Below are 24,129 nucleotides of genomic sequence, written 5' to 3'. Positions count from 1 at the left end.
CGTGGCCCAAATGTAATCGATTACATTTTTCGTACATCTCAGGCCACATTCCTACAAACACTGGTGAATAGAAAATAATGTAGGCTGGTTTACAGGCATCATGCAGGCAATGAAAACGTTTTCTTGAGCTTGATAAATCGAGAAGTCATGGTTAAACTCTGTCTAAACTGGAGAAGGTCAGAAACGTCGCCGATCCCCACAGCAGGCAAAATTTCTGATAGCCGCAGGCGACACTTCTCAGCCATGACGCAAAAAATCCTCGCCGTAATCGACGAGGATTCTCTGTCCCTAATGCAATTCTCTTAAACTCTCTAGCCGGCTGTTAACTAAGCTAAGATTTGGCAAAATTCAATCGTTTCGTGGTTCGGGCCGAGGATGTTGAAGAAACGAATCCCGTTGCTCCAGAACGTTGGAATGGATTGAATTTCATCGTTGACCAGGTCTAACCCTTGTGCCTTAGCGGCTGCGAAGGCTTGATCGATGTTGGTCGTGTTCAATGAAATATGGTTGATGGCACCGGCTTGGGGATTGGTTGGATCGCCCTCCCAGGTTTCAATCGTCAGGTTGCCTAACCGCATAAAGGCACACCGGTTGTCACCGTTAGGGAATAACCCTGCTTGTTCGAATCCGATGGACTTGTAAAAGGCAATCGTCTTGTCTAAATCACTTGATGGAATCCCGACGTGTTGAATGCCGGTAATAAAATCTTGTACTGCCATAAGTTAATTGCTCCTTTGTTTAATCGTCAATTTTACCCACGTCAACTGCTTGGTGTTTCAGCTTCGGGAAGATCGTCTTGTCGGCAATCCCGGTAATCCCACCTTGAGCCAGGAAGGCAAAGATCGTTCCCAGACCAAAGTTCACAAACGTATGCGTGATGATTACCGCAATGATGGCCATGATGGTTGGCGGAATGTAGGAAGCCCACATCGCTCTGGCAGCGTTCCCCTTAAAGTAGCGGAACCGCAGAATCTGCATCAAGTCATCGGCTGGATGAAGCACCAGGTTGACCCGTTGGTAAATGGAAATAGCAACGGCAATGAAGGCAACTCCTAAGAAGTTCAGCCCAATATACAGGATGACCATCCCCAGACTGCGCGCTTCAGGTAGGCCGGCAAATAACGCCGGATACTTTCCAGTAAAGAAGTCCTCAAACACTTGAATCAAAGCGGAGAATGGCACCATGAAGACCATGTTCCCGGCAATCCGTTTCCAGTCCCAGTGGTGAATCAAGATGGCATTTAACACCGCCGTCAAGAAACCCATGACCAGGAACGCCCAGAAAAGGTTCCAGTGAAATGCGGTCCCCAAGTTGGCTTCGGCCGCTGACCAATAGGCCGCCCCTAAGAAGGACGGGTGAATCTTAGCGCTAGTGACCAACGTCAACACGTTCCCGGCCGAGTTGATAACTAACGATAATGCGAAGTAGGCAATGGCTTTACCCATCGAGATCGTCCGTCCATTACTGGTGACATCCATTGTTTCAGCCCCTTCATTCAAATCAGTTGCTGCTTCAACTTTCACAATTATCCCTTACCTTTACTAGTCGCTGACTTTGACAACTGCCTTGCTGACACCTGCAACCTTGCCGTTCAAGACGTCTTCAACTTGTTCCAAACTAACTTCGTGGCTGATCAAGGATTCAACATCCAATTGGCCACTAGCTAACAAAGCAATTGCATCTTCGAAAGCGTATGGGTTGATGAAAGCCCCTTGGATCTTCAATTGCTTTTGGTAAACTTCGTAAGTGTTCATGGAGAAGGTTTGGTCTGGCTTCCCAACACCAAACATCAAGACTTGAGCACCCTTCTTCGTTGCTTCAACAGCTTGTTCTTGCGTTTGTGGTAACCCAACAGCTTCGATAACGACGTCGTAGTCGGCAGGAATGCTTTCATGCTTCGTGTTGTAGGTGTTGGTAACGCCAAACTTTTCCTTGTTGAAAGCTAACTTCTTGTCGTTCAAACCGGCAAAGTCCACTTGGTGAACACCGTAAGCTTGTAATAATTGAACAAATAATTGCCCCATGAAACCATCACCGATGACCAAAGCCTTTTGATATGGCGTTAAGTCCAATAATTTTACCCCGTGGACTGCGCAAGAAATTGGTTCCGTCGTTGCAGCAGCCTTCAATGAGACGCTGTCAGGCAATGGGTAAACAACGGAAGCTGGTGCAGTGAATGACTTTTCCAAACCACCATCGCGGGTCACCCCAACGGCGGACAAGTTGTCACACAGTTCTGGACGGTCAGTCCGGCAGTATTCGCATTCGCCACAGTAGATGTTAGGGTCAACGGTCACCCGGTCGCCAACCTTGACGTTGGTAACTTCGCTACCGATAGCGGCAACGACACCGGAGTTTTCATGGCCCAAAACGATTGGTGGCACAGCATCGGCTGAACCGGGAAGGCCAGCGTACAGTGCGCGGTCGGTCCCACAGATACCAGCGTAGGCGGTGTTGACCAATACTTCGTTAGGTTTTACTTCTGGGATAGGTAAATCTTGGATCTCCATTTTTTTCGTTCCAGTTAAGACTAAGGCTTTCATAAGGTAATTCTCCCTCTCTTATTTGTTATATTCTTTGAGTGCTAAGGCGAAGTCGCCTAGCGTAGCTGAGCCATTTTCCTTGACGGACGGCATCACAATGTAATCTTCAATGTTGCCCACATCAACGTAACCGTTGAGGAGCTTCGTGAATTCGGCGCGAACCTTAACCAGGAAGGCTTCGCTGACAACGCCACCGCCGAAGATGATCTTGTCGGGGCGTAACATCAACGTTTCCTGTAAGGCTGCCTGAGCCACGTAGTAAGCCATGATATCCCAGACGTGATCGGTCATTGGTACCTCGTGGCCGTGCTTACCGATCCGGGCTTCAAACGTTGGCCCACTGACCAGGCCTTCTAGGCAATCGCCGTGAAATGGGCAGATACCCTTGAAGTCGAGATCATCGGGGTGCCGCTTCAAGCGGACGTGGCCCATTTCGGGGTGCCCCATCGAGCCAACAAACTTGCCGTTCACGATAGCCCCGGCACCAACGCCGGTTCCAATCGTGAAGTAGACCAGTGAATTAATCTTTTCGTTGAACAGCGTGGAAACTACGTATTCACCGTAAGCGGACCCGTTCACATCGGTCGTCCAGGCCATTGGCACATCTAGGTCCTGCTTGAGCCGACCTAAGAAGTCGGTGTTGGACCAGTGGGCCTTAGGTGTATCCGTCACATACCCGTATTTGGGAGCGTTGCGCCGGAGTTCGATGGGACCAAATGAGGAAATCCCGATAGCCTTTAAATCTGGATACTGTTTAAAGTAAGCGATACATTGACTTAACGTTTCTTCTGGAGTGGTGGTGGGAATAATCACCCGGTTGTCCGTGCGATAATCTTCGTTACCGATTGCACAAACAAACTTTGTTCCACCAGCTTCAATACTTCCGAGTTGCATAGTCGCTACCTCCATGTGTGGCCGCGGGGTCGTGACCCGCAGCGCCTAATTACTAAGTGATGAATGACCGTACAGCCATTTTTAAATCGTTTTCAGTATAGCATCGCGATTCGCGATTTTAAGACCCTTTTTGGCCCCAAGATTTTCAGAAAATACCGAAAAAGTGACTAATGACGCAAATGTAATCAATTTCATTTTTTAGTGAAATGGGTCACTTAATCACTAAATTGGCTATCTAGTGAAAGGGTTTACCTATCATTTTCATACCAACCGGTTGCCCCAAATCGGCATTCATGTTAAGCTAGCGCTACCGAATCAATCATATATTCTGTTCTCTAGGGTTCCGCTGCCCCTGCAGGTCTGGTCCGAGAGAGAACCTACGGGTGGTCCCGTAGACACGGAAGGGAAAAAGCCTGGGAGATGTCGTCGTTAAGACAACATTTCTCAGGCTTTTTCACGTCTATTTAGGAGGAATAATTATGTTAAAACATTGGTTACGCGTCGTCTACGGCGCAGTCTTCGAGGTCGGCTGGGTCGTCGGCTTCAAACACGCCGCCACCCTCTGGGAGTGGGGGTTGACCGCCCTCGCCGTCTATCTCAGCTTCTACTTTTTGATCAAGGCCGGCGAAGTTTTGCCAGCCGGTACAGCCTACGCAGTCTTCGTAGGATTGGGTACGCTTGGCACCACGGTCACGGGTATTCTGGCCTTCGGAGAACCCGTCAGCCTGGCTAAAGTCGCGCTTATTTTCCTATTGCTTATTGGCATTGGCGGTCTCCAAGTCGTCACCGCTAGAGAGGAGCACTAACATGGCATGGATTTTCCTAATTATCGCCGGCCTCTGCGAAATGCTCGGCGTAACCTTTATGAACTGGGCCCTGCAACGCCATACCTGGCCACTCTGGCTAGGTATGGTCATCGGCTATGGCCTCAGTTTTGGCTTCCTTGACCTCGCCCTACAGACACTACCGATGGGCACGGCCTACGCTATCTGGACGGGAATCGGCGCTGCGGGTGGCGTTCTCACGGGGATGCTTTTCTTCGGTGAATCCCGGAATTGGCGCAAGCTACTCTGGGTCGGCGTCATCCTGATCGCCGTGATGGGCCTCAAACTAATCAGTTAATGGTAGAACCAGATTGTACCAGGTCTCCCCAGCATGGGTGGAAGTGGAAACGCCCTCGTTGACGTATCCGTTAGCCTCATAGAAGGGAACCAGTCGTTTGAGGCAAGTCAGCGTAATTGCGCGACGCCGCTGCTGACGAGCCACGGTGGCGAGGGCCGTCAGTAGGTGACTGGCGATGCCGGCTCCGCGATAATCGGGACTAACGGCGAGACTCAACACGGTCTGGTACGCATCCCCAGCTGCATTCGGCGTGGACTTTTCGAAGAGTGCATCGGTCAAATAACGCTGATTAAACGCCGGCCCGACCACGTAACCGACGACGGTCGTCCCCTGTTTGGCAACGAGGAAGGTATCGGGAATCAGGGCGATGCGTTCGGCCATACTGGCAGAAGTTGCGGCCTCAGCCGGTGAAAATCCGGCGTGCTCGATGGTCATGATTTGACTGAGATCTGCGGCTTGCGCAGGATTGATGGTAAAGGACATAAGCTGAAAACCTCCTGAATTTCTATCTGCGCTTAGTATAGGCGCGATTGACCATTGGCTCAACTCAGCTGACTACAGTTACCGCCTGCGGCTGCCAGGATTCCGCCTGCTGTGGGGACCGCCTGCAGCCAAAGTACTGGCTTCCGGCTCAGTTTGAAACCTCGCCATATTCAGGCAAGTTTCCAAACGCGTCCCACGCTGTAAGACCGGGAAAAATCACCCGGCCTAACAGCGTCGTCACAGCTGGCTGCTTCCTGGCCTCCTCCGGCTATGAACAGGTTAACCTCGGAGTTGAACCACTCAGCTACACTGACCCTACTTTTAAAAACAATAAAAGACACATGACAAATCCAAATGGATTGTCATGTGTCTTGCAATTAAAAATCAATTATTTATTTTCTTGCCATACCTTATCCCATGTGTAACCCGTTAAGTCTTCAACAACTTCCTTGGTGTGTGGATCAACATCCTCCTTCTTACCACCAGCCTGAAGACGTTCAATTTCAGCATGTAAAATCTTATGCGTCCGTTGATTCAGGTTAAAGCGAGCGACCATCCACCAAGCAATAGCAATCGCGATGACTGGCACCAGAATTAACACAATCAAGATGGCATCTTGTGCTTGGGCTGTCTGATGCAAGGCACCTTCCTTGAAGCCACCCCACTGTAAGATGAATCCAAGTAAAGCAGAACCCAGAGCACCAGTCAATTGACGAGTAAATGATTGAACCGCCGCGAAGGTCCCAGTCCGTAATTTACTTGAGACAATCGTATCGACATCTGGCACTAACGGAATAACTTGCCATGCCGTGTATTCCAAGAACTGACGACCAATCTGCCACAGAACACCCAATGTAATTAACACAATAATCGTTGTCCCTTTGCCAAGGTTGCCGTGCATCATGGAAAGAACAAAGAACCCAGCCATGACAACGAAGATTAAACTAAATGAGGTTGACCAGTTGACCTTAGGATTCTTAGTCTTAATTAGCATGTACGCCGCAACAGGAACCACTAGCATTCCAATGAAGGAAAGTGACGTAATCCCCTGTCCAATCGTTTGCGTGAGACCCAGAACAAAGACAACATAGTACAGAAATGCCGTTGAGAAACAGTCTTTAGCAAAATAAGTCATGAAGTAAATCGATACCATATACCGTGCTGACTTGTTCCGTAACATTTCCCAATAATCACGTAAGGAACCAACAAAACTGTTTTCTTTTTCCGCATCCGCTGAACGGTTAGAACTTTCAAAGTCTTCAACTTCTTGCGGTGAATGTTCCCAGGTTGAGCGGTAAGTAATCAATGTGCAGACCGCAAAGACAATCCCAAATACAACCCCAGAAATCGTGTAGGCTTCAGCACCTTCACCTAACACAGCTAACAACGTAGCTGGTAAAGCAGAAACTGAGAATGTAGCAAACGCTGAAATAAACAGCCGAATAGAAGACATCTTAACCCGGTCGTCGGCGTTAGGCGTCATTTCAGTTGCCAAGGTTTCATAGGCGGTCCCAATGATAACGTTAGCCGTTTCAACCATAACAAAGGCAATCAGGTACCACCAGAAACTACCTGGTACAACGATAAACAGCATCGGGAAGAAGACAATTGTCAGCAATGCCCCCACTAACAGTAACAAATGCCGTCGACCAAATCGCCGACCAATTTTGGTGGCGTAGAGCCGATCTGAAATCGATCCGGCTAGCATAGACATAATCGCGTTGAGGAATTTACCAATCAAGAACAACATCCCAACAGATGCCGCCGATAATTTACCATACGTTGTTAAGAAGAACATCAGGTAGGACCCGACTAAGGTTCCCCATGACGCTCCGTTCATATCATTAATCCCATAACCAATAGAACGCCAAACAGAAATCTTATGTGGCGTATAAACCCACCGTTTCTTTTGATTCTCCATTTTTCTCCAACTTCCTATCTTAGGTTAACCCAGCTTCTCACCGTTTACTGACAGGTTAGAGACATTAATGGTTTTAATGTCGCGACTGTCATCATGAAATCTTCCACCAGTCTCTTCGGCACGTTCCGTTGGCAATAAATGAGTCTCATCAGCCAAAGACCAGTTAAAGTTTTCGATAGTTACGTTTTCAATATTTGCTTCTGGCAACCCCACAATAAAGGCTGCTGTTGCCCGGACATTCGTCGCCGAAATATCTTTGATTTCAATGTTCTTGATGTGTGGTGTTGTTTCATCAACTGGCTGTGGTTCTTTGGACAAGACCGTTGCTTCTTCAGCCGGCAATACACCCGGCGCAAAGTACTGTTCCAAAGAAATTGGGCACCAGCAAGCATCCATTTTCAAATCATGTAATTTAATGTTTTTAATGGTGCCTCCACGCGTCCGTCGTGACTTCAGCCGAATTCCACGACGCGTCCCCTCAAAGGTACAGTTCGAAACTTCCACGTCACTAATTCCTGCAGCCGTTTCAGAACCGATGGCAATTCCACCATGACTTGCAAGGATTTTGCAGTCTGAAACCTTAACGTTTCTGGTTGGCCGATTAACACGAATACCATCCTTACCGGAACCAGACTTCAGTGTTACCCCATCATCACCAACATCCAGTAAGCAATGACTGACCGTCACATTCTCACTTGAATCGATATCCATTGCATCCGTATTGATTGCATCGGCAGGATTCGAGAATGTCATGTTCTTAATCGTAATGTGATTTGAATAGACCATATGTAACGTCCAAAATGGCGAATTCTTTAGTGTGATTCCATCGAATATAATCTCTTCACACTGCCAGAACTGAACCAACGGCGGCCGTAAATACTGCGTAGATGGCCGTCCACCACCACCAGTTCGTGTCTTATAATCAGTGTTCAACTCCGCTAGTCGCAATTCATATGGCTCTCTTGGCAGAATTCGATTTTCTTTCTCGATTCCTCTAAACCTTTCCCACCAGCTTGAACCTGTACCATCAATGACACCGTCGCCATTGATTTCAATATTATGTTTACCCGTTGCATAGAGTAAGGGGTGCATGGCGTAACATTCCACACCTTCCCAACGCGTCCACACTGGCGGATAAAGCATGGGATCATCCTTAAACTTAACAACTGCCCCCCTTTGAAGGGTCAACGTTAGATTAGACGTTAGCTCAAGCGGCCCAGTCAGATGTTCTCCTGGCATGACGACAAGTTTCCCGCCCCCAGCTTGTGTAATCTTATCTATGGCTTCCTGAATATTCTCATTTTCCTTTACTTCAATAACTAGCATGACAACCCTGCTTTCCCACGGATATGCCAACCAAGACGTAATCAATTCGCTCAAAATGACTCTTAACCGTGTTTTGATATGTAAGCGCTTACTACAACACGAAGAATAACACATAAATTTGTTTTTGTAAACATTTGTTTATTCGAGTAAACATTTGTTTGTAAATTGACTAATTCCAAATACTTTGTTCACAAATTCACTTAATGTGCCACACAAAAAGGGTTAAGCCGGAACCAGACTGGTTTCGATTTAACCCTTCATCTCTATTATTTTTCAACGTGATTTTCAAGAAAACTAGGACTCATATCATCTAAAATATTCAAGTACGTTGTCATTGTAGCTTCCGCCGCCGTCTTAACAAGTTCTGCCGTATGCTTATCATCCAGCTTTGCACGCCGCGCATACACGATTGCCGCTAGCGCTGCTGCCCCAACACCGTTCGTATTCAGCACCTTCTTTAACGTAACTGGATAATAGAAAGCATCACGGCTCGTCTGATAGAAGAAGCCAACCTGTGCATCATAGATGAATACCGTCGATATCCCCATTGAAAGCAACTCATCTGCACAAGCCTTTGCGGTATCATAATCCGTGATTTCAATGTCAGTAATTGCCTTGGACTCATCGGCATTCAGCACCAGTGTATCAAGTGCCGCAATGCCATGCTTTAGACGCTTCAACTTATTAATTGAATCCGCCAATATTGGTTGATCAAAGTTTTGATAGATCCAAGAAATGGTTTCCTCTGGTAAGTTCGGATCAACCACGATCATTTCGGCATTATTCAAAATATTAAGGCGCTCTTTTAAAAATTCTGGTGTAATTTCATCGTGAATCCGACTATCGTCTACCCCAAAGATTCGCTTAGCACTGGTCTGATTAATATACAAATACCGTGACGTTGGAACACTCGATATTTGTTTGGAGTATGTGATGTCCAAATTCTTTTCGAGAGCATCCTTTTTAAATTCCTCGCCCGCTGAATCGTGGCCGTACACGGAGATGAAATAGTTTGGAATTGCTAGTTTCGTTAGGTTAACGGCAGTGTTGCGTCCCAGGCCACCAACATCGGAATAAATAACCCCCGTGTTCGACTTTTTCTCGATAACTTCACTATTAGGAATCCCAAAAATATCCAAAGTAATCCCACCCACAACGGCGACATAACTTTCCGGAGAAACAATGTATCCTTTCCCCTGTAAAAATCCTTTCTTTACTAAATTGGAGATATGGGCGGCAACTCCAGAGCGTGTGATGCCTGCCAACTCAGCTAATTCATTTTGACTAATCATTGGATTTTGCTTAATCCATTCAAGGATCTGTTGTTCACGTGAGAGCATCCTACGAATCTCCAATCTACTTTGATAATTGATTTATTAATTACTAATAAGTGAACATTCAACTTACTACCTATCCGCATGGCTCACTGTTCTCTCGAAATTCTACTGTTGTCATTATACACTACGCCAGAGTGGTAAAAAAATAAGCCATCAATTCCCAACTGAATACGAAAGGGAGCCCCAAATATCTGGGACTCCCATTTTTTTCTAATTGTTCAAACAATAGTACAACTGAGTAATTGGATAACTCTACGGCCACAACGGCTAGCAGCAAGCCGCTAGTTCAACCACCACCTTAGCCGGAGGATGACAGGATGTAGCCAGCCGTGACGACGGTGTTAGACCGGGATGCTTTTCCCCGGCCTTACAACGTGGGACGCGTTTGGAAACTCGCATGACCTTCGCGAGGTTTCAAACCGAGCCGGAAGCCCGTCCTTCGGCTGCAGGCGGTCCCCACAGCAGGCGGAGACGACGCAATCATAGTTGTTAGCTAGCGGCTCCTGCTAGCTAACCTTTACTAAAGAAATCAGTTCACCGTTAACGCTGACGCCGTAAGTTGGAATCGGCCCACTGATAACCGTGACATCCAGGTTATCCGCCGTCAGGTCAATCTCCAAGACACTCTCGGCAATCTTCATCCGGTAAGTCAGCCGGCTCAGCTCTGCCGGTAAGTGGTTGGCAAAGTGTACGACCTCGTCCTGCACGTAGAAGCCGGAGAATCCAGCCACCAGTGCCAACCAGCTTCCGCCAAGGTTAGCCAAATGCAGGCCGTCCGCGGTGTTCTTTTGCAAATTGACCAAGTCCATCCGCGCCGTATCCATGAAGTACCGGTAGGCCTTTTCAGTATCGCCCATCCGTGCCGCCAGAATACTAAAGATCGACCGCGACAGTGACGAATCGTGGGTCGTCACTCCTTCATAATAACGGTATTCGCGTTTTAACTGATCTGCCGAAAGGTCTTCTGGGAACAAGTAGTCCGCCAGCAACGTATCGGCTTGCTTTGCCACCTGATACCGGTAGATCGTCAATGGGTGATAATGCAATAACAGTGGGAAGTTATCCGGCGTGGACTTTTCCGCTGGCCAGCGGGGCTTATCCAGGAAGCTGTCATCCTGCTCGTTGATTTCCAATTCGTTACTGTATGGCAGGTAGACGTGATCGGCCAAGTTTTGATAAACATCTAAATCAGTCTCACTCATGCCAAACTTCGACAATAGTTGTGGTGAGCGTTTCATCATCTGATGGGCCAACTCAACAACTAATTCAAAATTGTGCTTGGCCAATCGGTTGGTGTAGTAATTATTGTTGACTAACGCGGTATATTCGTCGGGACCCGTAACCGTGTGGAATTCAAAGCGACAGTCATCCCCAACTTGCCGCCAGGACCCGAAGTTTTCCCAGAAACGCGCGGTTTCCAGCACCATTTCAAACCCACACTGGATGACAAAGTCCAAGTCCCGTGTGATTTCAAAGTACTTACCGACCGCATAAGCAATGTCGGCATCAATGTGGTACTGCGCCGTACCAGCTGGGAAGTAGGCTGAGGCCTCTTCACCATTGATCGTCCGCCAAGCGAACAATGCCCCTTGGTCAACCCCCAAGGCCCGCGCACGTTCCCGGGCCTTCGGCAACGTTTGATAACGATAGACCAGCAGTTGCCGTGCCATCTGCTGATTGGTATAGGTGAAGTACGGCAGCATATACATCTCAGTATCCCAGAAGTAGTGGCCCTCGTACCCGGCACCGCTCAGTCCCTTAGCAGAAATATTGGTGCGGCCATCACGCCCGGCAGCCTGATTTAGTTGGAAAATATTGTAGTGAATCGCGAGATCCAGCTCGTCGTTGCCACCCACGCTCACTTCACTTCGGTTCCATACCCCTTGCCAGAACGTCTGACTGTCATCCGTCAGTGACGCAAGTGAACTCGCCATAAACATAGCGGCTGGATCAATCGTATTGTGCTTACCGACCGTTCCCACGTACACCGCATACTCCAGGCTATGAGGTTGTTCATCACTCAAGTCCAGTGGCTGCTGAAGCAATTGGCCGTGGGGGAGTAGAATCCCCAGGTACATCGTCACTGCTTGTTTCGTCAGCCGAGTCTTTACGTGATAGCGTTGCAAGTCCTGCGTTACGAATTCCGTTTCGCAAATGGGCAAGCCCGCCATCCGGGTTTTCCGGGGATCCGCTGACATAATAGCTTCGGCTTCGGCAGGTACCGCAATTGATTTACTGACCAGCAGGCCACCAGCATAGTTGCCCGCCGTGAAGGTATATTCCGCACTCCACATGCTGGTCTGTTCCTGGCCAATCACCGATTTAACTCCCATCATGATTGTTTCACCCTGATCGGTGCTGATCTGATAGTGTTCCACTAGCTCCCCAGTACCGAGGTCGAGGTCCACCGCCGTTCGCTTACTGTGTGTAAACTGGTGGCCAGAACTGGTCGACACGTGAATGTGCCGCAAATCCGGTAAGTTTAAAATCGTCTGGTGCCGCTTAGCGTAGCCGACCCCCGCTTCCCCATAAGTGATGGGGGCGGTTTCATAAAAGCCGTTGATCAAGGTCCCCGCAATGGGATTTCCACTGATGGGATCATTAGCTCGGACGCCAAAGTGCCCGTTTCCCAGCGAAAATACGGTCTCTAAATATTCCGGTTGCTGGTCCGAAACGTCGCGTAAAGTTAAATGATAGTCGCGTAAAGTCACAATAATCTCCCCCAATTAAATTCTAAACTCAGATTAATTTTGCTGCCGAACGCAGAGCATCTTGAACTGCTGGCACGTTCCCCGTGAAATTCAGGAACGCATGGCTAATCCCACCATAACGCAGGTAGTTGGCATCGCCATTGGCTCGGCCGACCTGATTGATGAAGGCTTCACCCTGCAGACGGAATGGATCGTATTCACCCACCAGCAGCGTGGTCTTCTTGAACGTCTGTGGATCGGCCAGAAGTGGTGACAGTAGCGGTGACGTCAGATCCAACGGCTGATCCGCCACATAATAGCCACTCATGATTTCATCGAGCTGCTCAAACAACTGGTAGCTTCTGTGTAAAGCATCCCGCTGTTCAGGAACGATGTCAATACTATCATCGTCCCAGAGTGGCCCACCCAGATCGGAGCCCTGGATCACAGTCGGGTAGAAGAGCAAATGCGAGTCAATCGTGCAGATCCCCATGGACTTGCAGAGCTGGCTAACCCCCAAAGCAATCGAGCCTCCAGCAGAATCACCACCCAGTGAAATGTGGTGGTAGTCCTTGGTCATGGCGGCAACCACGGCCAACCCATCGAGAATGGCGGCCGGATAAGGTTGTTCCGGCGCCAGTGCGTAATCCACGTTGTAGACCACGCAGTTTGCTTGTTCTGCCACGTACTTCAACGCCAGTAAGACATCTTCCGGCGTCCCACCATAGTAGGCGCCCCCGTGGAAATAAATCAAGGCTTTATCCGCGGTTAGGTGATCCATCCGCGCAATCCGGATGACCCGAACCCGCCGATTCATGGCCACAATCTGTTGCATCTCAATCTTCATGTCAACGCTGGTCAGATCCTTTTGCCCGGTCGTTTCGGTTCCCTGCCGTAGACTAAACAAATCGGTCGGCAACTGTGGATTTTCTTCGATCTCGGCCACCGTTTCCCAGACTAATGGCTCGTAGGTGTGGGCTGGGTCCCGTTCCTTGTTCCACAGGGTTACCCCGTCTTCTACACCAGTTGCTTTCATCTTTGCCAGTCGTTTCAGCTCGTCCGCATACCCCAAGGACTGCTTTGTTGTTGTATCATTCAACATGTCGATTACCCCTCTCGTTAGCTACATTATTGCTGAAGCCAAAATTCCGTGAGGTTCCACCTTGCCGCCAACCAATTCAGGTGACGGGGGAACCACCCCGCAACGTCTGGTCGAATAAAGTGCTCCCCAAAGGCCAGGTCGCGGGAATCAAAACTTCTTGGAAATGCCGTCACTGCCCGCGCAAGACTCATACCATGCGGACCGTGCGGATAAATAATCTCAGTCACCGGGATTTGCTGCTCACGCAACGCCGCCACGTAATGCTGCGTATTGGTGATTGGCACGAGCTCATCCTCACGTGTGGCCCAGATGAAGGTCGGCGGGTTCTGTGGCGTAACCAGTAGGTCGGCTTCGTGCTGGGTCCAGCCGGCCGTAACCTCTTGCAACTCAGCCTCGCTGGTTGGCCAGCCCAACCGCAAACCAATCACCGGATACGCCAGCATCAAGGCGCTGACCGCCAAAACGTCTGGATCAGCATTCACCGCTGACCCCAGCGTCGGCCATAAGTCGGCGTACAGCGCCGCTAGATGTCCGCCAGCGGAGAATCCCGCCAGTAAAATCTTACGGGCATCAATCCCGTAAGTCGCCGCATGGCGGTGAAACTCACCAACGACATTTGCCAGTTGATACAGCGCCGTAGGCAAAACCGGTGGGGCATCACGCAGGCGATAGGCCACGACAGCGACCGCAAATCCCTGCGCCAAATACTGCAGTGCCATAATCTCATTCTCCCGATCCGAGTAGAATTGGTAGCCCCCACCCGGCAAGAGAATGACCAAAGGCCGCCGCGGCTGATTGTGAAAATCAGCAATGGCGGCCGGTTGGTAGTACGTGACGGTCACCGGATAGACGGTGCCGCACGTCAGTTTACGCGTTTTCATTAGCTTTACTATTAGTGACTTCTTTGTCCTTAACTGCCTTGGCCGAGGTAATCTCGTCCTCGTCCAACTTGTAGAAGAGGTACAGAATACCCACGATGAGTAAGGCTAGGACAATTGGTAACCAGACGAAACTGGTACTGATCGCCGTGACAGCCTTGGCACCTTGCACCTTAGCTGTAGCTTGGAAGCCACCCCAGGAAAGTAACCAACCGGAGACCAGGCCACCGAAGCCCATCCCCAACTTGGCCCCAACCATTGGTACTGAGGACAAGATCCCGGGTTCATCGATCCGGAGTTCAGAACGTGAGTATTCCACCGTGTCGGCAATCATAACGAAGGAAATGGAGAACGCTGCCCCCATGGCAACCAACGCAATAATATTTCCGGCAAAGAGTAACGGGATACTATTGAAGTGCATGATGGCTTCACCAATACCGAAGGTGATTAATGACAGAATCATAACGTTTCTGTGTTTCATAAATTTACTTAGGAACGGCACTGAAATATTCCCGATAACCGCAACAATTACCAAACCGTTGAAGGCCCCAACCAAATCTGCCCGCCGGTAAACGTAGGTCAGATAGTAGACGGCCGTTTGCATCCGGATTACCCAGAAGGTCTGTAACAGAATGAAACTAATACTCAGAGCAACCCATGGCTTGTTCTTAACGGCACCCTTCAAGGATTCCTTTACGGACAGATGCCCCTTAATTTCCGGTGCATCCGCGGTGTCCTCAGCAATGTTATCCTGTTCACGCAAGTTGGCGAAAGAACTCAGGAAGAGGACAATGATGGCTAACCCAATGAAAATCCCCCAAATCATCCATCCTTTTTCAGCATTCTTACCACCTAATTTCGCAACCATTGGCAGAGAAATCGCCCCGATAACGGCCGTCCCAATGTTGGTCATCACCATCCGGGCACTGGCTAAGTTCGTCCGTTCATCGGGGTCCTTAGTCAGGCTTGGTAGGATCGCCGTGATTGGCGTGTTCGCCCCGGAATAAACTAAACTAAACAGCGTGTAGACAATGGAAATCCAGGCCAGTTGGAAGGCCTTGTTCCCGCCAAATGATGGATTGAAGAACAGCAGCATGGTTAAGATCCCCAGCGGAATCCCGAACCATAAGAAGTATGGCCGCGCCTTCCCATACTTTGAATGGGTATGGTCAATCAAGAATCCATATACCACACCATCAAAGGCATCAATGATTCGAACAACGAAGAACAAGGTCCCGACAAATGCGGGTGAAATCCCCATAACTGTCGTGTAGTAGAACAGCAGGTAGAGCCCCACAATTTGCCAAATCAGGTTTCCAGCCATATCGGTGGCCCCATAGAAGAATCGTTGTTTCCATAATTGCACTTTACTCATGATGAAACCCTCCCCCATAGATTTTATGTGCTTTCCTTGTAACCGCTTACATATATAGCATACCGGTCCTTTTGCCTACCAGTAATCCAGCTTTTTGGCTAAGTACTTACCTTTTCTAACCAGTTCATTCCCCCAAGCCACTTTGTTGAGTAAAACTGACAAACAAACCCAGTTACCGTCCCTATCATAACCGACTTTGGGGGACAATTAGTAGTTGAAGGCCTTCATTAGTTTTCCGTGCTAACTCACTGGTTCAGCTCCTGACTACTGGTTTTGGGTTCAGTTATAGTCCACCGCCTGCGGCTGCCAGGATTCCGCCTGCTGTGGGGACCGGTGAAATCCTGAGGAGCGGTATTTCACCTCGACTTGCAACCTGGCCTCCTCCGGCTACGTAACATTCCTGACCCTACCATGTGCCGGGACTGAACCAGTGAGTTTCTGCAATCACGTCACATTAAACCTGATCTACGGTGGGCCTCGTCAACCAATCTAATCTATACACCTCTTCAAATATTCAAAAGGTTCCACCTCACCATCAACTCCCGGCAAGATAGAACCTATCTGTATTTCTTCTACAAAGTGAACAATTCGAGTGAACTTAGGCATCCAATGACGCTAAGATCTGGCCTCGAACACTGTCTATAGCCTTACCTATTGCGCTGGAGACTGTCGCGCTCCACCAACTTGATTGGCGTAATTTTTTGGGGCAACTCTCCCGGTGCACAGAGTTGTTGGACCCCCGCGACGCCCATCTCGTAGAAGTTCTGCGAGATACTGGATAGTGCCGGTTGAACCAATTCACAGATCTCCGTGCCGTCAATCGCTAGGATTGAGAGGTCAGTCGGCACACGGTAGCCCAGGCTACGCGCCGTATTGAGCACGCCCACCGACGCCATATCACTGGCGCCAATGATGGCGGTCAATCCCGAATTGGCGCCATACGCCCGCATGGCTGCCTGGCCCGCAGCGTAGCTATAATTGCCGAGCTGAATCCACTCAGGCTGAACGGTAATTCCAGCCTCCTGCATCGCCTGCCGGTAACCGGCAACGCGTTGACGCCCGGTGTGAAAATCACTGTCGACACCGGCGAGACCGATATTTTGATGCCCCAGCTTCAGCAACGTCTGGGTAGCTTGATACCCGACCTGCCAGTCATCCGAGGTGATGTAGGGCACCTGAATCTCATCGAAGGAAATCGACAGGAAACAGAAAGGAATTCGCGAGTTTTGCAATAGTGTTAGATTTTCAGCCGCTAGGTTGACCGACAATAGAAGAATCGAGCGAACCGGCCGTTCAATTACCGTCGTCAACGCCCGCCGCTGTTGCTCCGAATCGTCATCCCCGGCATATAAAATAATCACGTTCAGATCATGCCGATGAGCCTCGGCCTGAATCCCTTCAATGATGGGGCTGGCAAAGTTAGTCTTGGTCGAATTCACGATAGCTGCGACCACGTTACTCTGCTGCGTGACGAGCTCTGCAGCGGCCGTATTCTTCTGGTAACCGAGCTCTGAGGCGGCTGCCCGCACTTTTTCTCCGGTATGTTCACTGAAGAAGCCCACTTTATTGGCGAGCACCCGAGAGACCGTTCCGGGTGAAACGCCCGCTAACTTCGCAATGTCTTTGATTGTCGCGGCCATCCCGGCCACCCCACTTTCACTATTTTTCTTCCTAAGTCTCATTCTACCGTTAATGGTCTGAAATAACAAAGTCATTACTGGTAAAAATGACTATTTTTGCACAAACGTTTGTCTTTATTGTTTAAAGGCATTGCAAACGTTTGTGTAAAGTGCTAAGATTCATTTTGAAAGCGGTTACTTCAACCGCCGAGAAATTGAGAGCATCTGCTATTATTCCATTTATTTAGGAGGAATTATTATGTCTCAAAACGCAGCCTTAGCACGTGAGCAAGCCGCCCCGGATACGCCAGTCAGCGACAACTCACTCCCCAAATTACCCTTGAAGACGATTTTCGCCATGACATTTGGCTTTTTCGGGGTCAACATGGCCTTTTCCCTTCAGTCATCTCAGATGGGTCGCATCTTCCAGACCATCGGTGCCGACCCAACTAAGCTGGGATTCTTCTTTCTATTACCCCCATTAGCGGGGATGGTGGTTCAACCCTTGATTGGGAAATACTCCGATGTCACCTGGAACCGCTTTGGTCGGCGGATGCCCTACCTGATCATCGGGGCACCTATCGCAGCGTTGGTCATGATTCTCCTACCCAATGCCGGGTCGTTTGGCTTCGGTTACGCCTCACTGGCCGCCCTGCTATTCGGGGCCATCGCCATTCTCTTCATGGATTTGTCCTCTAACGTCTGCATGCAACCGTTCAAAATGATTATTGGCGATATGGTCAACGAAGACCAGAAGGACCTCGCGTGGTCCTGGCAACAGTCCTACTCCAACTTGGGTGGCGTGTTGGCCACAATCTTCCCATTCGTCTTAACCTGGTTTGGGGTGTCTAACGTTGCGGCCAAAGGGACCGTGCCCTTATCCGTGCGGTTAGCCTTCTACATTGGCGCCGGTATCTTACTTCTTACTTCTATTTACACGATCGTTTCCGTCAAAGAATACGATCCCGCTACGTACAACCGTTACCACCACGTCAAGGCGGAAACGAAACAGAAGACCGCTAGTCTCTGGCGTTTAGTTAAGACAGCTCCCCGCGCCTTCTGGGAAATTTCCTTCGTTCAGCTTTTCGACTGGTTCGCCATTCAATACCTGTGGACTTACGGGACTGGCGCCATCGCCGACAACGTTTGGCACACCGCTAATGCGGCTTCCGCTGGGTATCAAGCGGCCGGCAACTGGTTCGGGATTCTCTCCTGCATTCAGTCATTGGCCGCCGTTGTCTGGGGCTTCGCCGTTCTCTCACACACTAAGCCCAGCCAACGGAAATTCTGGTTCCGTGTCAGCCTCGTTCTCGGTGGTGCCGGGATGATCTGGATCTACTTTATCCACTCACAGTGGCTGCTGATCCTACCATTCTGTCTGATTGGGATCTGCTACCTGACGATGCAGACACAAGCCATGTCCCTCTTCACCGAATCCCTCAACGGTAAAAATGAAGGGGCCTACCTGGGACTCTTCAACTGCGGGATCTGCCTTCCCCAAATCATCGCATCCCTCGCCAGTTTCGCTATCTTCCCGGCTATTGGCAAATCCATGCCCGGTATGCTAGTCATCGCCGGCATTGCCCTGTTACTGGGGGCCGTATCGGTCAGCGTCATTCATCCCAAGTTATCCGCAAATTCAGCAAATTAATTCTTAACGGTTAAACATTTAAATCACTCATTTAAACTTCAGGAGGTTTTACTTATGGCAACAACTCAATGGTGGAAAAACGCCGTCGTTTATCAAGTTTACCCACGTAGTTTTCAAGATAGCAATAATGATGGTATCGGCGATCTCCCTGGTCTCACTCAACGCTTACCATACATTAAGAAGTTGGGGGCCGATGTGATCTGGCTCAATCCAATTTACAAATCCCCCGACAAGGATAACGGTTACGACATCAGTGATTACCGCCACATTCAGGATGTGTACGGCACCATGGCCGAGTTCGACCACCTGCTGGCATCCGCACACCAGCAAGGGTTAAAGATCCTGATGGACTTGGTCGTCAACCACACTTCCGATCAACACGACTGGTTCCAACAAAGTCGCCAATCCAAAGACAACCCGTACGCCGACTACTACATCTGGCGTGACCCGGTCGATGGTCACGAGCCGAACAACTGGGGCTCCTACTTTAGCGGTTCAGCCTGGACCTTTGAACCCAAGCGTCAGCAGTATTACCTGCACCTCTTTGCCCCGGGCCAACCCGATCTGAACTGGGAAAATCCTAAGGTCCGCCAGGAAGTCTACAGCCTCATGAAGTTCTGGCTGGATAAAGGGGTCGATGGCTTCCGGATGGACGTCATCAACCTGATCTCCAAACCAGCCGGCTTGCCCGACGCCCCACAAGCACCAGGCGCTCTGTATGGCAACGTGGAACCAATCGTTGCCGACGGTCCTAAGCTCAACGACTATCTCAAGGAAATGAACGAACAGGTCCTTTCCCACTACGACGTGATGACTGTGGGCGAAATGCCAAGCTCAACACCAGAAGACGCCATCAACTACACGGGTTTTGACGCCCACGAGCTCAACATGGTCTTCCAGTTCCAGCACGTCACGTTGGCCCCCAACCCTGACAAACGACTGGGCAAGTGGAACGATGCGCCGGTCAAACTGACCGAATTAAAGGCCGCCCTCTCCCGGTGGCAGAAGGCCTTAGATGGTCGCGGCTGGAACAGTCTTTACTGGAACAACCACGATCAACCCCGGACGATTTCACGCTTCGGCAACGACGCTCCAGAATACCGCGAGCTATCAGCAAAAATGTTGGGAACGACGCTACACATGCTCCAAGGCACCCCTTACGTTTACGAAGGGGAAGAGCTTGGCGAAACCAACGTCCACTACACACGTCTCGACCAATACGAGGACTTGGAAAGTATCAACGCCTACCATCAACTCGTCGACCAAGAAAAGGCCGTGGACGGACCAACTATGCTGAAGTACCTGGCCAATATGTCTCGGGACAATGCCCGGACACCAATGCAATGGGACGATTCAACCAACGCCGGGTTCTCTCAGGCCAAGCCGTGGTTCGCTTTGAATCCAAACTATACCAAGATCAACGCCGCGGTCGAAGTTGGCCAGCCGGACTCCGTCTTTAGCTACTATCAACGACTAATTGCCCTGCGCCACAACAACGCGCTCATCGTTCACGGGTCTTACGAAGAGATTGACCCAGACGACGACCAGGTCTTCGCCTACCGCCGGCACTACCAGGGCCAGACGCTCCTGGTCATCAGTAACTTTACCGATCAGACGGTCACTCGCGACTACCTCCAAGACCAAGCGGACCAGGAGTTAATCGGCAACTACAGCGATGATTTGGGAACCACGCTACGACCTTACGAAACTAAGGTTTACCGCTTCAATTAACCTATTTTTCTTCGTGGCCGTGACTGCGAGCACGTTCACGCTGGAATCTAACACTGATGACGACCATATTTGCATTGAGCCGTCACCAAAAGCACCGCCTCACTCGGGTAACTACCTGGGTGAGACGGTGCTTTTTAGCTAAGCTTACTTTTCCAAATACTGTGCCAACCACTCCACGTAATGACTCTCGCGCTCAATCGCATGGTCCAGAATCAGGTAGTGCCCGTAGGCCTGGTCAATCGCTGTCTGATTGGGAAAGACCGTCTCCTGACGCTGCTGAAGGTGGTGTAACTGTGATTGATGGAGTTGATACTGCTCCCGCAACATCGGTTGAATCCGCGGGTCGCTAGCCATCTTGATGAAGTAGAGTTTCAGAATAAATTCGTCCTTGCTGGGCGTCAGCTCCGGTGAAGGTTGGCTGACCCAAGCCACCAATTTCTCCCGGCCCGCCGCCGTCAGCGTGTACTGCTTCTTGGCCAACTTTTCTCCGGTCACCGTATCTTCGTGGCTGATCTCGCCGGCGGCTTCCAGTCGTTTCAGCATGGGATAGATCTGACTGTGCTGGGCCTGCCAAAATTCACCAATTTCATTTTCAAAGGCCTTCGCCAAGTCATACCCGGTCTGTGGACGCTGGTTCAGCAAACCTAAAATAATATATTGTAGTCGATTACGTTGTCCGATAGTTGGCATCCCCCTTGATTTCACGCGGTTATTTACCTTTATTGAAACAGTTTAAGCCCAAAACTGCAAGAAAAATTGTTGACAAAGACGTGATTTCTGACTACACTAATCAAGTAAATTAAAACATGTAATTAATTACATGTTTTCTTAGGCAGAATAGAAGGAGCACACAACTTATGACCAAAGAATTTAAAACTTTAGATGACTTTTTAGGCACCCACTTTATCTACACTTACGATAACGGCTGGGAATACGAATGGTACGCCAAAAACGACCACACCGTTGACTACCGAATCCACGGCGGTATGGTCGCTGGCCGTTGGGTGACGGATCAAGAAGCCAATATCGTCATGCTGGTTCCCGGCATCTACAAGGTGGCCTGGACGGAACCAACCGGGACCGATGTGGCTTTGGACTTCGTTCCTAACGAGGGCAAGCTGAACGGGACCATCTTCTTCCCTAAGTGGGTTCAAGACCATCCCGAAATCACCGTGACTTACCAAAACGAACACATTGACGTGATGGAAGCTGCTCGGGAAAAGTACGACACTTACCCTAAGCTAGTCGTTCCTGAATTTGCCAAAATCACCTACATGGGCGATGCTGGCCAAAATAACGAAGATGTCATCAGCGAGGCCCCTTACGCTAGCTTGCCAGACGACATCCGTGCCGGCAAGTACTTCGACGCAAACTATAAGCGGATCAACAAGTAATTACAAAACAACGTTGTTGCCTGCGGCTGTTAAATCCATTTGAAATCTAACACAAGTAATCTAGAAAATCGGTGACCACCACTCCTAATGGAATTGGCGGTCACCGATTTTTTGTCAGATAAGGAGCTAGCCTTTCTAATTCTCTAAAAGTGCGGACCGCAGTACTGCAGTCATCTGCGTTGCCGAATCCGCTACACTGGTAGCCATGTACTCGGCCTGTTGACTGGCGGTCAATTGCAAACGATAGCCCTTTTGCTGCACCAGAACTGCTAAGAAGATTCGGAGAGTCCGGCCATTCCCCTCACGAAACGGGTGAAACATATTAATTGCCGTTATCAATTCTCCCAGGGTTGTTGCTACCACGTCCTGGTCGCGACTCAGCTTGACATAGTCATTCAGTTGCCGCTGAATATCCCACTCGGCATTCCCAAACAGGATGACTGGATGGAAGTGGGTCACAACACCGTCACTAGATTTAGTAAAATCCACTTCGCGGTATTCCCCAGCCCAATCGTAGATGTCACCCAACAAGAAACGATTGATCCGCTTTAACTCCGTAACGTCCACGCCCATGAGTTGGTAACCATCTGGAAGGATGAAATCATTTTGTTCCAAAAACTTCTGCTGTCGTGCACTAACCAAATATTCCAGCGTCTGCAAACGATCATCATCGGTAATATGCCATTTGTTTCTCAGTGTCCCATTGGGCTGCAGATAGTCCTCCCACCTTTTCATTGATCAGACACAGCATCCCGTGCGTCAATCCAATTCAGAATTTCTTGCGTTGTCATTGGCTCATCACGATTATCCATTTCTCTCAGCAGTTTAATATCAGCCACTGTTGGCTCAAACCCTTCATACATGTTATTTACCACCGCATTTAAAGTGGCCCGATATTCCCGTTCGTTGCGAAAGGCCACACCCAGGATTGTCAGCTCTTGATCGTTATGATCTAAATACATAATTCCTTCATCTCCTTTCATACCTACTAACTCCGTAAAAACAGCGTCATTTTTTGCTAAAAGTTGAATTAATTTTACTGCGGTTCCACTAGGGGCATAATCGCCTTGTTCCCAGTGCTGGACTGTGCGTGGCGAAGCATTCAATAACGTTGCTAATTCCTGCTGACTGATGTGATAATGCCGACGAATAAATTTAAGGGTTGCAGCTGTCCTAGTCATAGTCCTCACCTCAATCGTCAGTATACCCTTTAAGGGTAGCTTCACCTAATAAAGCACCCTCCCTCATTTTGTGGCATACTAGGACTTAATCCGATAGAAAGTAGGTCATCCATTCATGGCAAATTATATTCAAGAAATCCGTGGCTTAGTTGGTCACCGACCATTGATTCTCAACGCTGCCGGCGCTATCTTGGTCAATGACCGGCAGGAAGTGCTACTCAACCTGCGAACCGACACCCACAACTGGAGCTTGCCCGGCGGCTACCTCGAATATGGCGAAACCTTCGACCAGGCTTGCGTCCGCGAGTACAAGGAAGACGCCGGTATCGACGTCGAGATCGTTCAACCACTAGGGCTGTTCGATCAAGGTTTTACGATCTATCCCAACGGTGACGAAACGCAAGTGATCTCACGGCTTTACTTGGTTAAACAGGTCGGCGGACACACGCTGCGTGAAGAATCCGACGAGACGCTAGACCTGAAGTATTTCCCCTTCGACAACCTACCACCCTTATTGAACCAACAAACGGCAGACATGTTGGCGGCGGGGCGCGACTACTTTGCCCAAAAATAAAACAACCTTCTGCTAGTTTCAGTAGTCAATCCAAAATAAGCGGGACCGCAAAAACTCACGGTTCCGCTTATTTATGCTCTTTCGTATCCCAACCCAGGCTCACCAAGATTAGGAACGCTCCCGTCCCGAAGCCCACCGAACGCGTGGAGATCGTGTCATAGTGCCAGATACTGACCTCGGCTAGCACGCAGAGGATGCCCAACCAGAATGACACGGTGCGGTAGAATCGGCGATTGAAGTGAAACCACATGCTGCCACCTCCCTTGAAATTGATTAGCCATAAGCTACCATATTTCAAGCGATATTG

General features: G+C 49.5%; 23 protein-coding genes and 1 riboswitch. Of the genes, 6 read left to right on the top strand and 17 right to left on the bottom strand.

The annotated features are described in order from the left end of the window. Positions 1–326: 326 nt before the first annotated feature. From ACEPSU_RS01645 to scrK, 4 genes are all read right to left on the bottom strand, one after another. Entirely contained in the window at positions 327–719 is a 393-nt protein-coding gene (locus ACEPSU_RS01645) for a VOC family protein (RefSeq protein ID WP_020089981.1), read from the bottom strand. 19 nt (positions 720–738) lie between these two features. Beyond that, on the bottom strand, positions 739–1,479 hold the full coding sequence (locus ACEPSU_RS01640; protein WP_020089980.1) for a hypothetical protein: 741 nt from the start codon (positions 1,477–1,479) through the stop codon (positions 739–741). 63 nt (positions 1,480–1,542) lie between these two features. Continuing rightward, positions 1,543–2,544 carry a zinc-dependent alcohol dehydrogenase family protein gene (locus ACEPSU_RS01635; protein WP_395322405.1) on the bottom strand — a complete coding sequence of 334 codons (1,002 nt, stop codon included), beginning with the start codon at positions 2,542–2,544 and terminating at the stop codon, positions 1,543–1,545. A gap of 18 nt (positions 2,545–2,562) precedes the next feature. Continuing rightward, positions 2,563–3,438 carry a fructokinase ScrK gene (scrK, locus tag ACEPSU_RS01630; protein ID WP_020089978.1) on the bottom strand — a complete coding sequence of 292 codons (876 nt, stop codon included), beginning with the start codon at positions 3,436–3,438 and terminating at the stop codon, positions 2,563–2,565. 324 nt (positions 3,439–3,762) lie between these two features. Next, positions 3,763–3,860, top strand: a riboswitch (guanidine-I (ykkC/yxkD leader). Positions 3,861–3,917: 57 nt separating this feature from the next. On the opposite strand from scrK, the gene ACEPSU_RS01625 reads away from it, so the two are divergent. Together ACEPSU_RS01625 and ACEPSU_RS01620 are read left to right on the top strand one after the other, a co-directional pair. Continuing rightward, positions 3,918–4,244: a multidrug efflux SMR transporter gene (locus ACEPSU_RS01625; RefSeq protein WP_260338972.1), complete on the top strand. Its 327-nt coding sequence runs from the start codon at positions 3,918–3,920 to the stop codon at positions 4,242–4,244. A gap of 1 nt (position 4,245) precedes the next feature. Beyond that, positions 4,246–4,560, top strand: a complete 315-nt coding sequence (locus ACEPSU_RS01620; RefSeq protein WP_395322402.1) for a DMT family transporter — start codon at positions 4,246–4,248, stop codon at positions 4,558–4,560. Here the strand turns inward: ACEPSU_RS01620 and ACEPSU_RS01615 are convergent. The 9 genes from ACEPSU_RS01615 to ACEPSU_RS01575 form a co-directional block, all read right to left on the bottom strand. Further along, positions 4,549–5,043, bottom strand: coding sequence for a GNAT family N-acetyltransferase (locus tag ACEPSU_RS01615; RefSeq protein WP_395322400.1), 495 nt, complete (start codon positions 5,041–5,043; stop codon positions 4,549–4,551). The genes ACEPSU_RS01620 and ACEPSU_RS01615 overlap by 12 nt on opposite strands. A 388-nt stretch (positions 5,044–5,431) precedes the next feature. Beyond that, positions 5,432–6,964, bottom strand: a complete 1,533-nt coding sequence (locus tag ACEPSU_RS01610; RefSeq protein WP_395322398.1) for an MFS transporter — start codon at positions 6,962–6,964, stop codon at positions 5,432–5,434. A 24-nt stretch (positions 6,965–6,988) separates the two neighbouring features. Further along, positions 6,989–8,290: a glycoside hydrolase family 28 protein gene (locus ACEPSU_RS01605; protein ID WP_395322396.1), complete on the bottom strand. Its 1,302-nt coding sequence runs from the start codon at positions 8,288–8,290 to the stop codon at positions 6,989–6,991. A gap of 266 nt (positions 8,291–8,556) precedes the next feature. Further along, a complete protein-coding gene (locus tag ACEPSU_RS01600; protein WP_395322394.1) occupies positions 8,557–9,630 on the bottom strand; it encodes a PfkB family carbohydrate kinase in 1,074 nt (357 codons plus the stop codon). A 503-nt stretch (positions 9,631–10,133) separates the two neighbouring features. Next, positions 10,134–12,338 carry a glycoside hydrolase family 65 protein gene (locus ACEPSU_RS01595; RefSeq protein WP_020089974.1) on the bottom strand — a complete coding sequence of 735 codons (2,205 nt, stop codon included), beginning with the start codon at positions 12,336–12,338 and terminating at the stop codon, positions 10,134–10,136. Positions 12,339–12,366: 28 nt separating this feature from the next. Next, a complete protein-coding gene (locus tag ACEPSU_RS01590) occupies positions 12,367–13,419 on the bottom strand; it encodes an alpha/beta hydrolase fold domain-containing protein (RefSeq protein WP_020089973.1) in 1,053 nt (350 codons plus the stop codon). 26 nt (positions 13,420–13,445) lie between these two features. Continuing rightward, positions 13,446–14,300, bottom strand: coding sequence for an alpha/beta hydrolase (locus ACEPSU_RS01585; RefSeq protein WP_395322391.1), 855 nt, complete (start codon positions 14,298–14,300; stop codon positions 13,446–13,448). Beyond that, the gene (locus ACEPSU_RS01580; protein WP_020089971.1) at positions 14,287–15,672 is read right to left on the bottom strand and encodes an MFS transporter; all 1,386 of its coding nucleotides are present in this window, start codon (positions 15,670–15,672) and stop codon (positions 14,287–14,289) included. Before ACEPSU_RS01580 ends, ACEPSU_RS01585 begins: the two co-directional genes overlap by 14 nt. 647 nt (positions 15,673–16,319) lie before the next feature. Further along, positions 16,320–17,312 (bottom strand): LacI family DNA-binding transcriptional regulator, encoded by a 993-nt coding sequence (locus ACEPSU_RS01575; protein WP_395322389.1) that lies wholly within the window; start codon positions 17,310–17,312, stop codon positions 16,320–16,322. A 238-nt stretch (positions 17,313–17,550) separates the two neighbouring features. Here ACEPSU_RS01575 and ACEPSU_RS01570 point away from each other — a divergent pair, with 238 nt between their 5' ends. Further along, positions 17,551–18,942: an SLC45 family MFS transporter gene (locus ACEPSU_RS01570; protein ID WP_395322387.1), complete on the top strand. Its 1,392-nt coding sequence runs from the start codon at positions 17,551–17,553 to the stop codon at positions 18,940–18,942. A gap of 54 nt (positions 18,943–18,996) precedes the next feature. After that, on the top strand, positions 18,997–20,673 hold the full coding sequence (locus ACEPSU_RS01565; RefSeq protein WP_260338993.1) for a glycoside hydrolase family 13 protein: 1,677 nt from the start codon (positions 18,997–18,999) through the stop codon (positions 20,671–20,673). A gap of 144 nt (positions 20,674–20,817) precedes the next feature. On the opposite strand, the gene ACEPSU_RS01560 is transcribed toward ACEPSU_RS01565, so the two are convergent. Further along, complete coding sequence (locus tag ACEPSU_RS01560) at positions 20,818–21,354, bottom strand: PadR family transcriptional regulator (protein WP_395323122.1); 537 nt, start codon at positions 21,352–21,354, stop codon at positions 20,818–20,820. A gap of 176 nt (positions 21,355–21,530) precedes the next feature. Here ACEPSU_RS01560 and ACEPSU_RS01555 point away from each other — a divergent pair, with 176 nt between their 5' ends. Beyond that, positions 21,531–22,067 (top strand): phenolic acid decarboxylase, encoded by a 537-nt coding sequence (locus ACEPSU_RS01555; RefSeq protein ID WP_020089966.1) that lies wholly within the window; start codon positions 21,531–21,533, stop codon positions 22,065–22,067. 135 nt (positions 22,068–22,202) lie between these two features. Here the strand turns inward: ACEPSU_RS01555 and ACEPSU_RS01550 are convergent, their stop codons facing one another. Next, the gene (locus ACEPSU_RS01550; protein WP_395322384.1) at positions 22,203–22,802 is read right to left on the bottom strand and encodes a Fic/DOC family protein; all 600 of its coding nucleotides are present in this window, start codon (positions 22,800–22,802) and stop codon (positions 22,203–22,205) included. Next, positions 22,799–23,248, bottom strand: coding sequence for a helix-turn-helix domain-containing protein (locus ACEPSU_RS01545; protein WP_033388939.1), 450 nt, complete (start codon positions 23,246–23,248; stop codon positions 22,799–22,801). Before ACEPSU_RS01545 ends, ACEPSU_RS01550 begins: the two co-directional genes overlap by 4 nt. A gap of 115 nt (positions 23,249–23,363) precedes the next feature. Here ACEPSU_RS01545 and ACEPSU_RS01540 point away from each other — a divergent pair, with 115 nt between their 5' ends. Continuing rightward, entirely contained in the window at positions 23,364–23,822 is a 459-nt protein-coding gene (locus tag ACEPSU_RS01540) for an NUDIX hydrolase (protein WP_395322382.1), read from the top strand. A 67-nt stretch (positions 23,823–23,889) separates the two neighbouring features. On the opposite strand, the gene ACEPSU_RS01535 is transcribed toward ACEPSU_RS01540, so the two are convergent. Beyond that, positions 23,890–24,072 (bottom strand): hypothetical protein, encoded by a 183-nt coding sequence (locus tag ACEPSU_RS01535; RefSeq protein WP_395322380.1) that lies wholly within the window; start codon positions 24,070–24,072, stop codon positions 23,890–23,892. Positions 24,073–24,129 lie beyond the last annotated feature (57 nt).

This window comes from Levilactobacillus parabrevis (assembly GCF_044051715.1).
In the GTDB taxonomy this organism is placed as follows: Bacteria; Bacillota; Bacilli; order Lactobacillales; family Lactobacillaceae; genus Levilactobacillus; species Levilactobacillus parabrevis.
The sequence above is the reverse complement of the archived record's forward strand: the minus strand, read 5'-3'. Positions and strand labels throughout refer to the sequence as shown.

What these genes read in the sequence shown, in the direction of transcription:
- ACEPSU_RS01600 (WP_395322394.1), bottom strand. Translation starts at nt 9,630, where the DNA reads ATGCTCTCACGTGAACAACAGATCCTTGAATGGATTAAGCAAAATCCA.
- ACEPSU_RS01545 (WP_033388939.1), bottom strand. Translation starts at nt 23,248, where the DNA reads ATGACTAGGACAGCTGCAACCCTTAAATTTATTCGTCGGCATTATCAC.
- ACEPSU_RS01635 (WP_395322405.1), bottom strand. Translation starts at nt 2,544, where the DNA reads ATGAAAGCCTTAGTCTTAACTGGAACGAAAAAAATGGAGATCCAAGAT.
- ACEPSU_RS01575 (WP_395322389.1), bottom strand. Translation starts at nt 17,312, where the DNA reads ATGGCCGCGACAATCAAAGACATTGCGAAGTTAGCGGGCGTTTCACCC.
- scrK (WP_020089978.1), bottom strand. Translation starts at nt 3,438, where the DNA reads ATGCAACTCGGAAGTATTGAAGCTGGTGGAACAAAGTTTGTTTGTGCA.
- ACEPSU_RS01565 (WP_260338993.1), top strand. Translation starts at nt 18,997, where the DNA reads ATGGCAACAACTCAATGGTGGAAAAACGCCGTCGTTTATCAAGTTTAC.
- ACEPSU_RS01555 (WP_020089966.1), top strand. Translation starts at nt 21,531, where the DNA reads ATGACCAAAGAATTTAAAACTTTAGATGACTTTTTAGGCACCCACTTT.
- ACEPSU_RS01645 (WP_020089981.1), bottom strand. Translation starts at nt 719, where the DNA reads ATGGCAGTACAAGATTTTATTACCGGCATTCAACACGTCGGGATTCCA.
- ACEPSU_RS01625 (WP_260338972.1), top strand. Translation starts at nt 3,918, where the DNA reads ATGTTAAAACATTGGTTACGCGTCGTCTACGGCGCAGTCTTCGAGGTC.
- ACEPSU_RS01535 (WP_395322380.1), bottom strand. Translation starts at nt 24,072, where the DNA reads ATGTGGTTTCACTTCAATCGCCGATTCTACCGCACCGTGTCATTCTGG.
- ACEPSU_RS01605 (WP_395322396.1), bottom strand. Translation starts at nt 8,290, where the DNA reads ATGCTAGTTATTGAAGTAAAGGAAAATGAGAATATTCAGGAAGCCATA.
- ACEPSU_RS01590 (WP_020089973.1), bottom strand. Translation starts at nt 13,419, where the DNA reads ATGTTGAATGATACAACAACAAAGCAGTCCTTGGGGTATGCGGACGAG.
- ACEPSU_RS01615 (WP_395322400.1), bottom strand. Translation starts at nt 5,043, where the DNA reads ATGTCCTTTACCATCAATCCTGCGCAAGCCGCAGATCTCAGTCAAATC.
- ACEPSU_RS01580 (WP_020089971.1), bottom strand. Translation starts at nt 15,672, where the DNA reads ATGAGTAAAGTGCAATTATGGAAACAACGATTCTTCTATGGGGCCACC.
- ACEPSU_RS01620 (WP_395322402.1), top strand. Translation starts at nt 4,246, where the DNA reads ATGGCATGGATTTTCCTAATTATCGCCGGCCTCTGCGAAATGCTCGGC.
- ACEPSU_RS01570 (WP_395322387.1), top strand. Translation starts at nt 17,551, where the DNA reads ATGTCTCAAAACGCAGCCTTAGCACGTGAGCAAGCCGCCCCGGATACG.
- ACEPSU_RS01585 (WP_395322391.1), bottom strand. Translation starts at nt 14,300, where the DNA reads ATGAAAACGCGTAAACTGACGTGCGGCACCGTCTATCCGGTGACCGTC.
- ACEPSU_RS01610 (WP_395322398.1), bottom strand. Translation starts at nt 6,964, where the DNA reads ATGGAGAATCAAAAGAAACGGTGGGTTTATACGCCACATAAGATTTCT.
- ACEPSU_RS01540 (WP_395322382.1), top strand. Translation starts at nt 23,364, where the DNA reads ATGGCAAATTATATTCAAGAAATCCGTGGCTTAGTTGGTCACCGACCA.
- ACEPSU_RS01640 (WP_020089980.1), bottom strand. Translation starts at nt 1,479, where the DNA reads ATGGATGTCACCAGTAATGGACGGACGATCTCGATGGGTAAAGCCATT.
- ACEPSU_RS01550 (WP_395322384.1), bottom strand. Translation starts at nt 22,802, where the DNA reads ATGAAAAGGTGGGAGGACTATCTGCAGCCCAATGGGACACTGAGAAAC.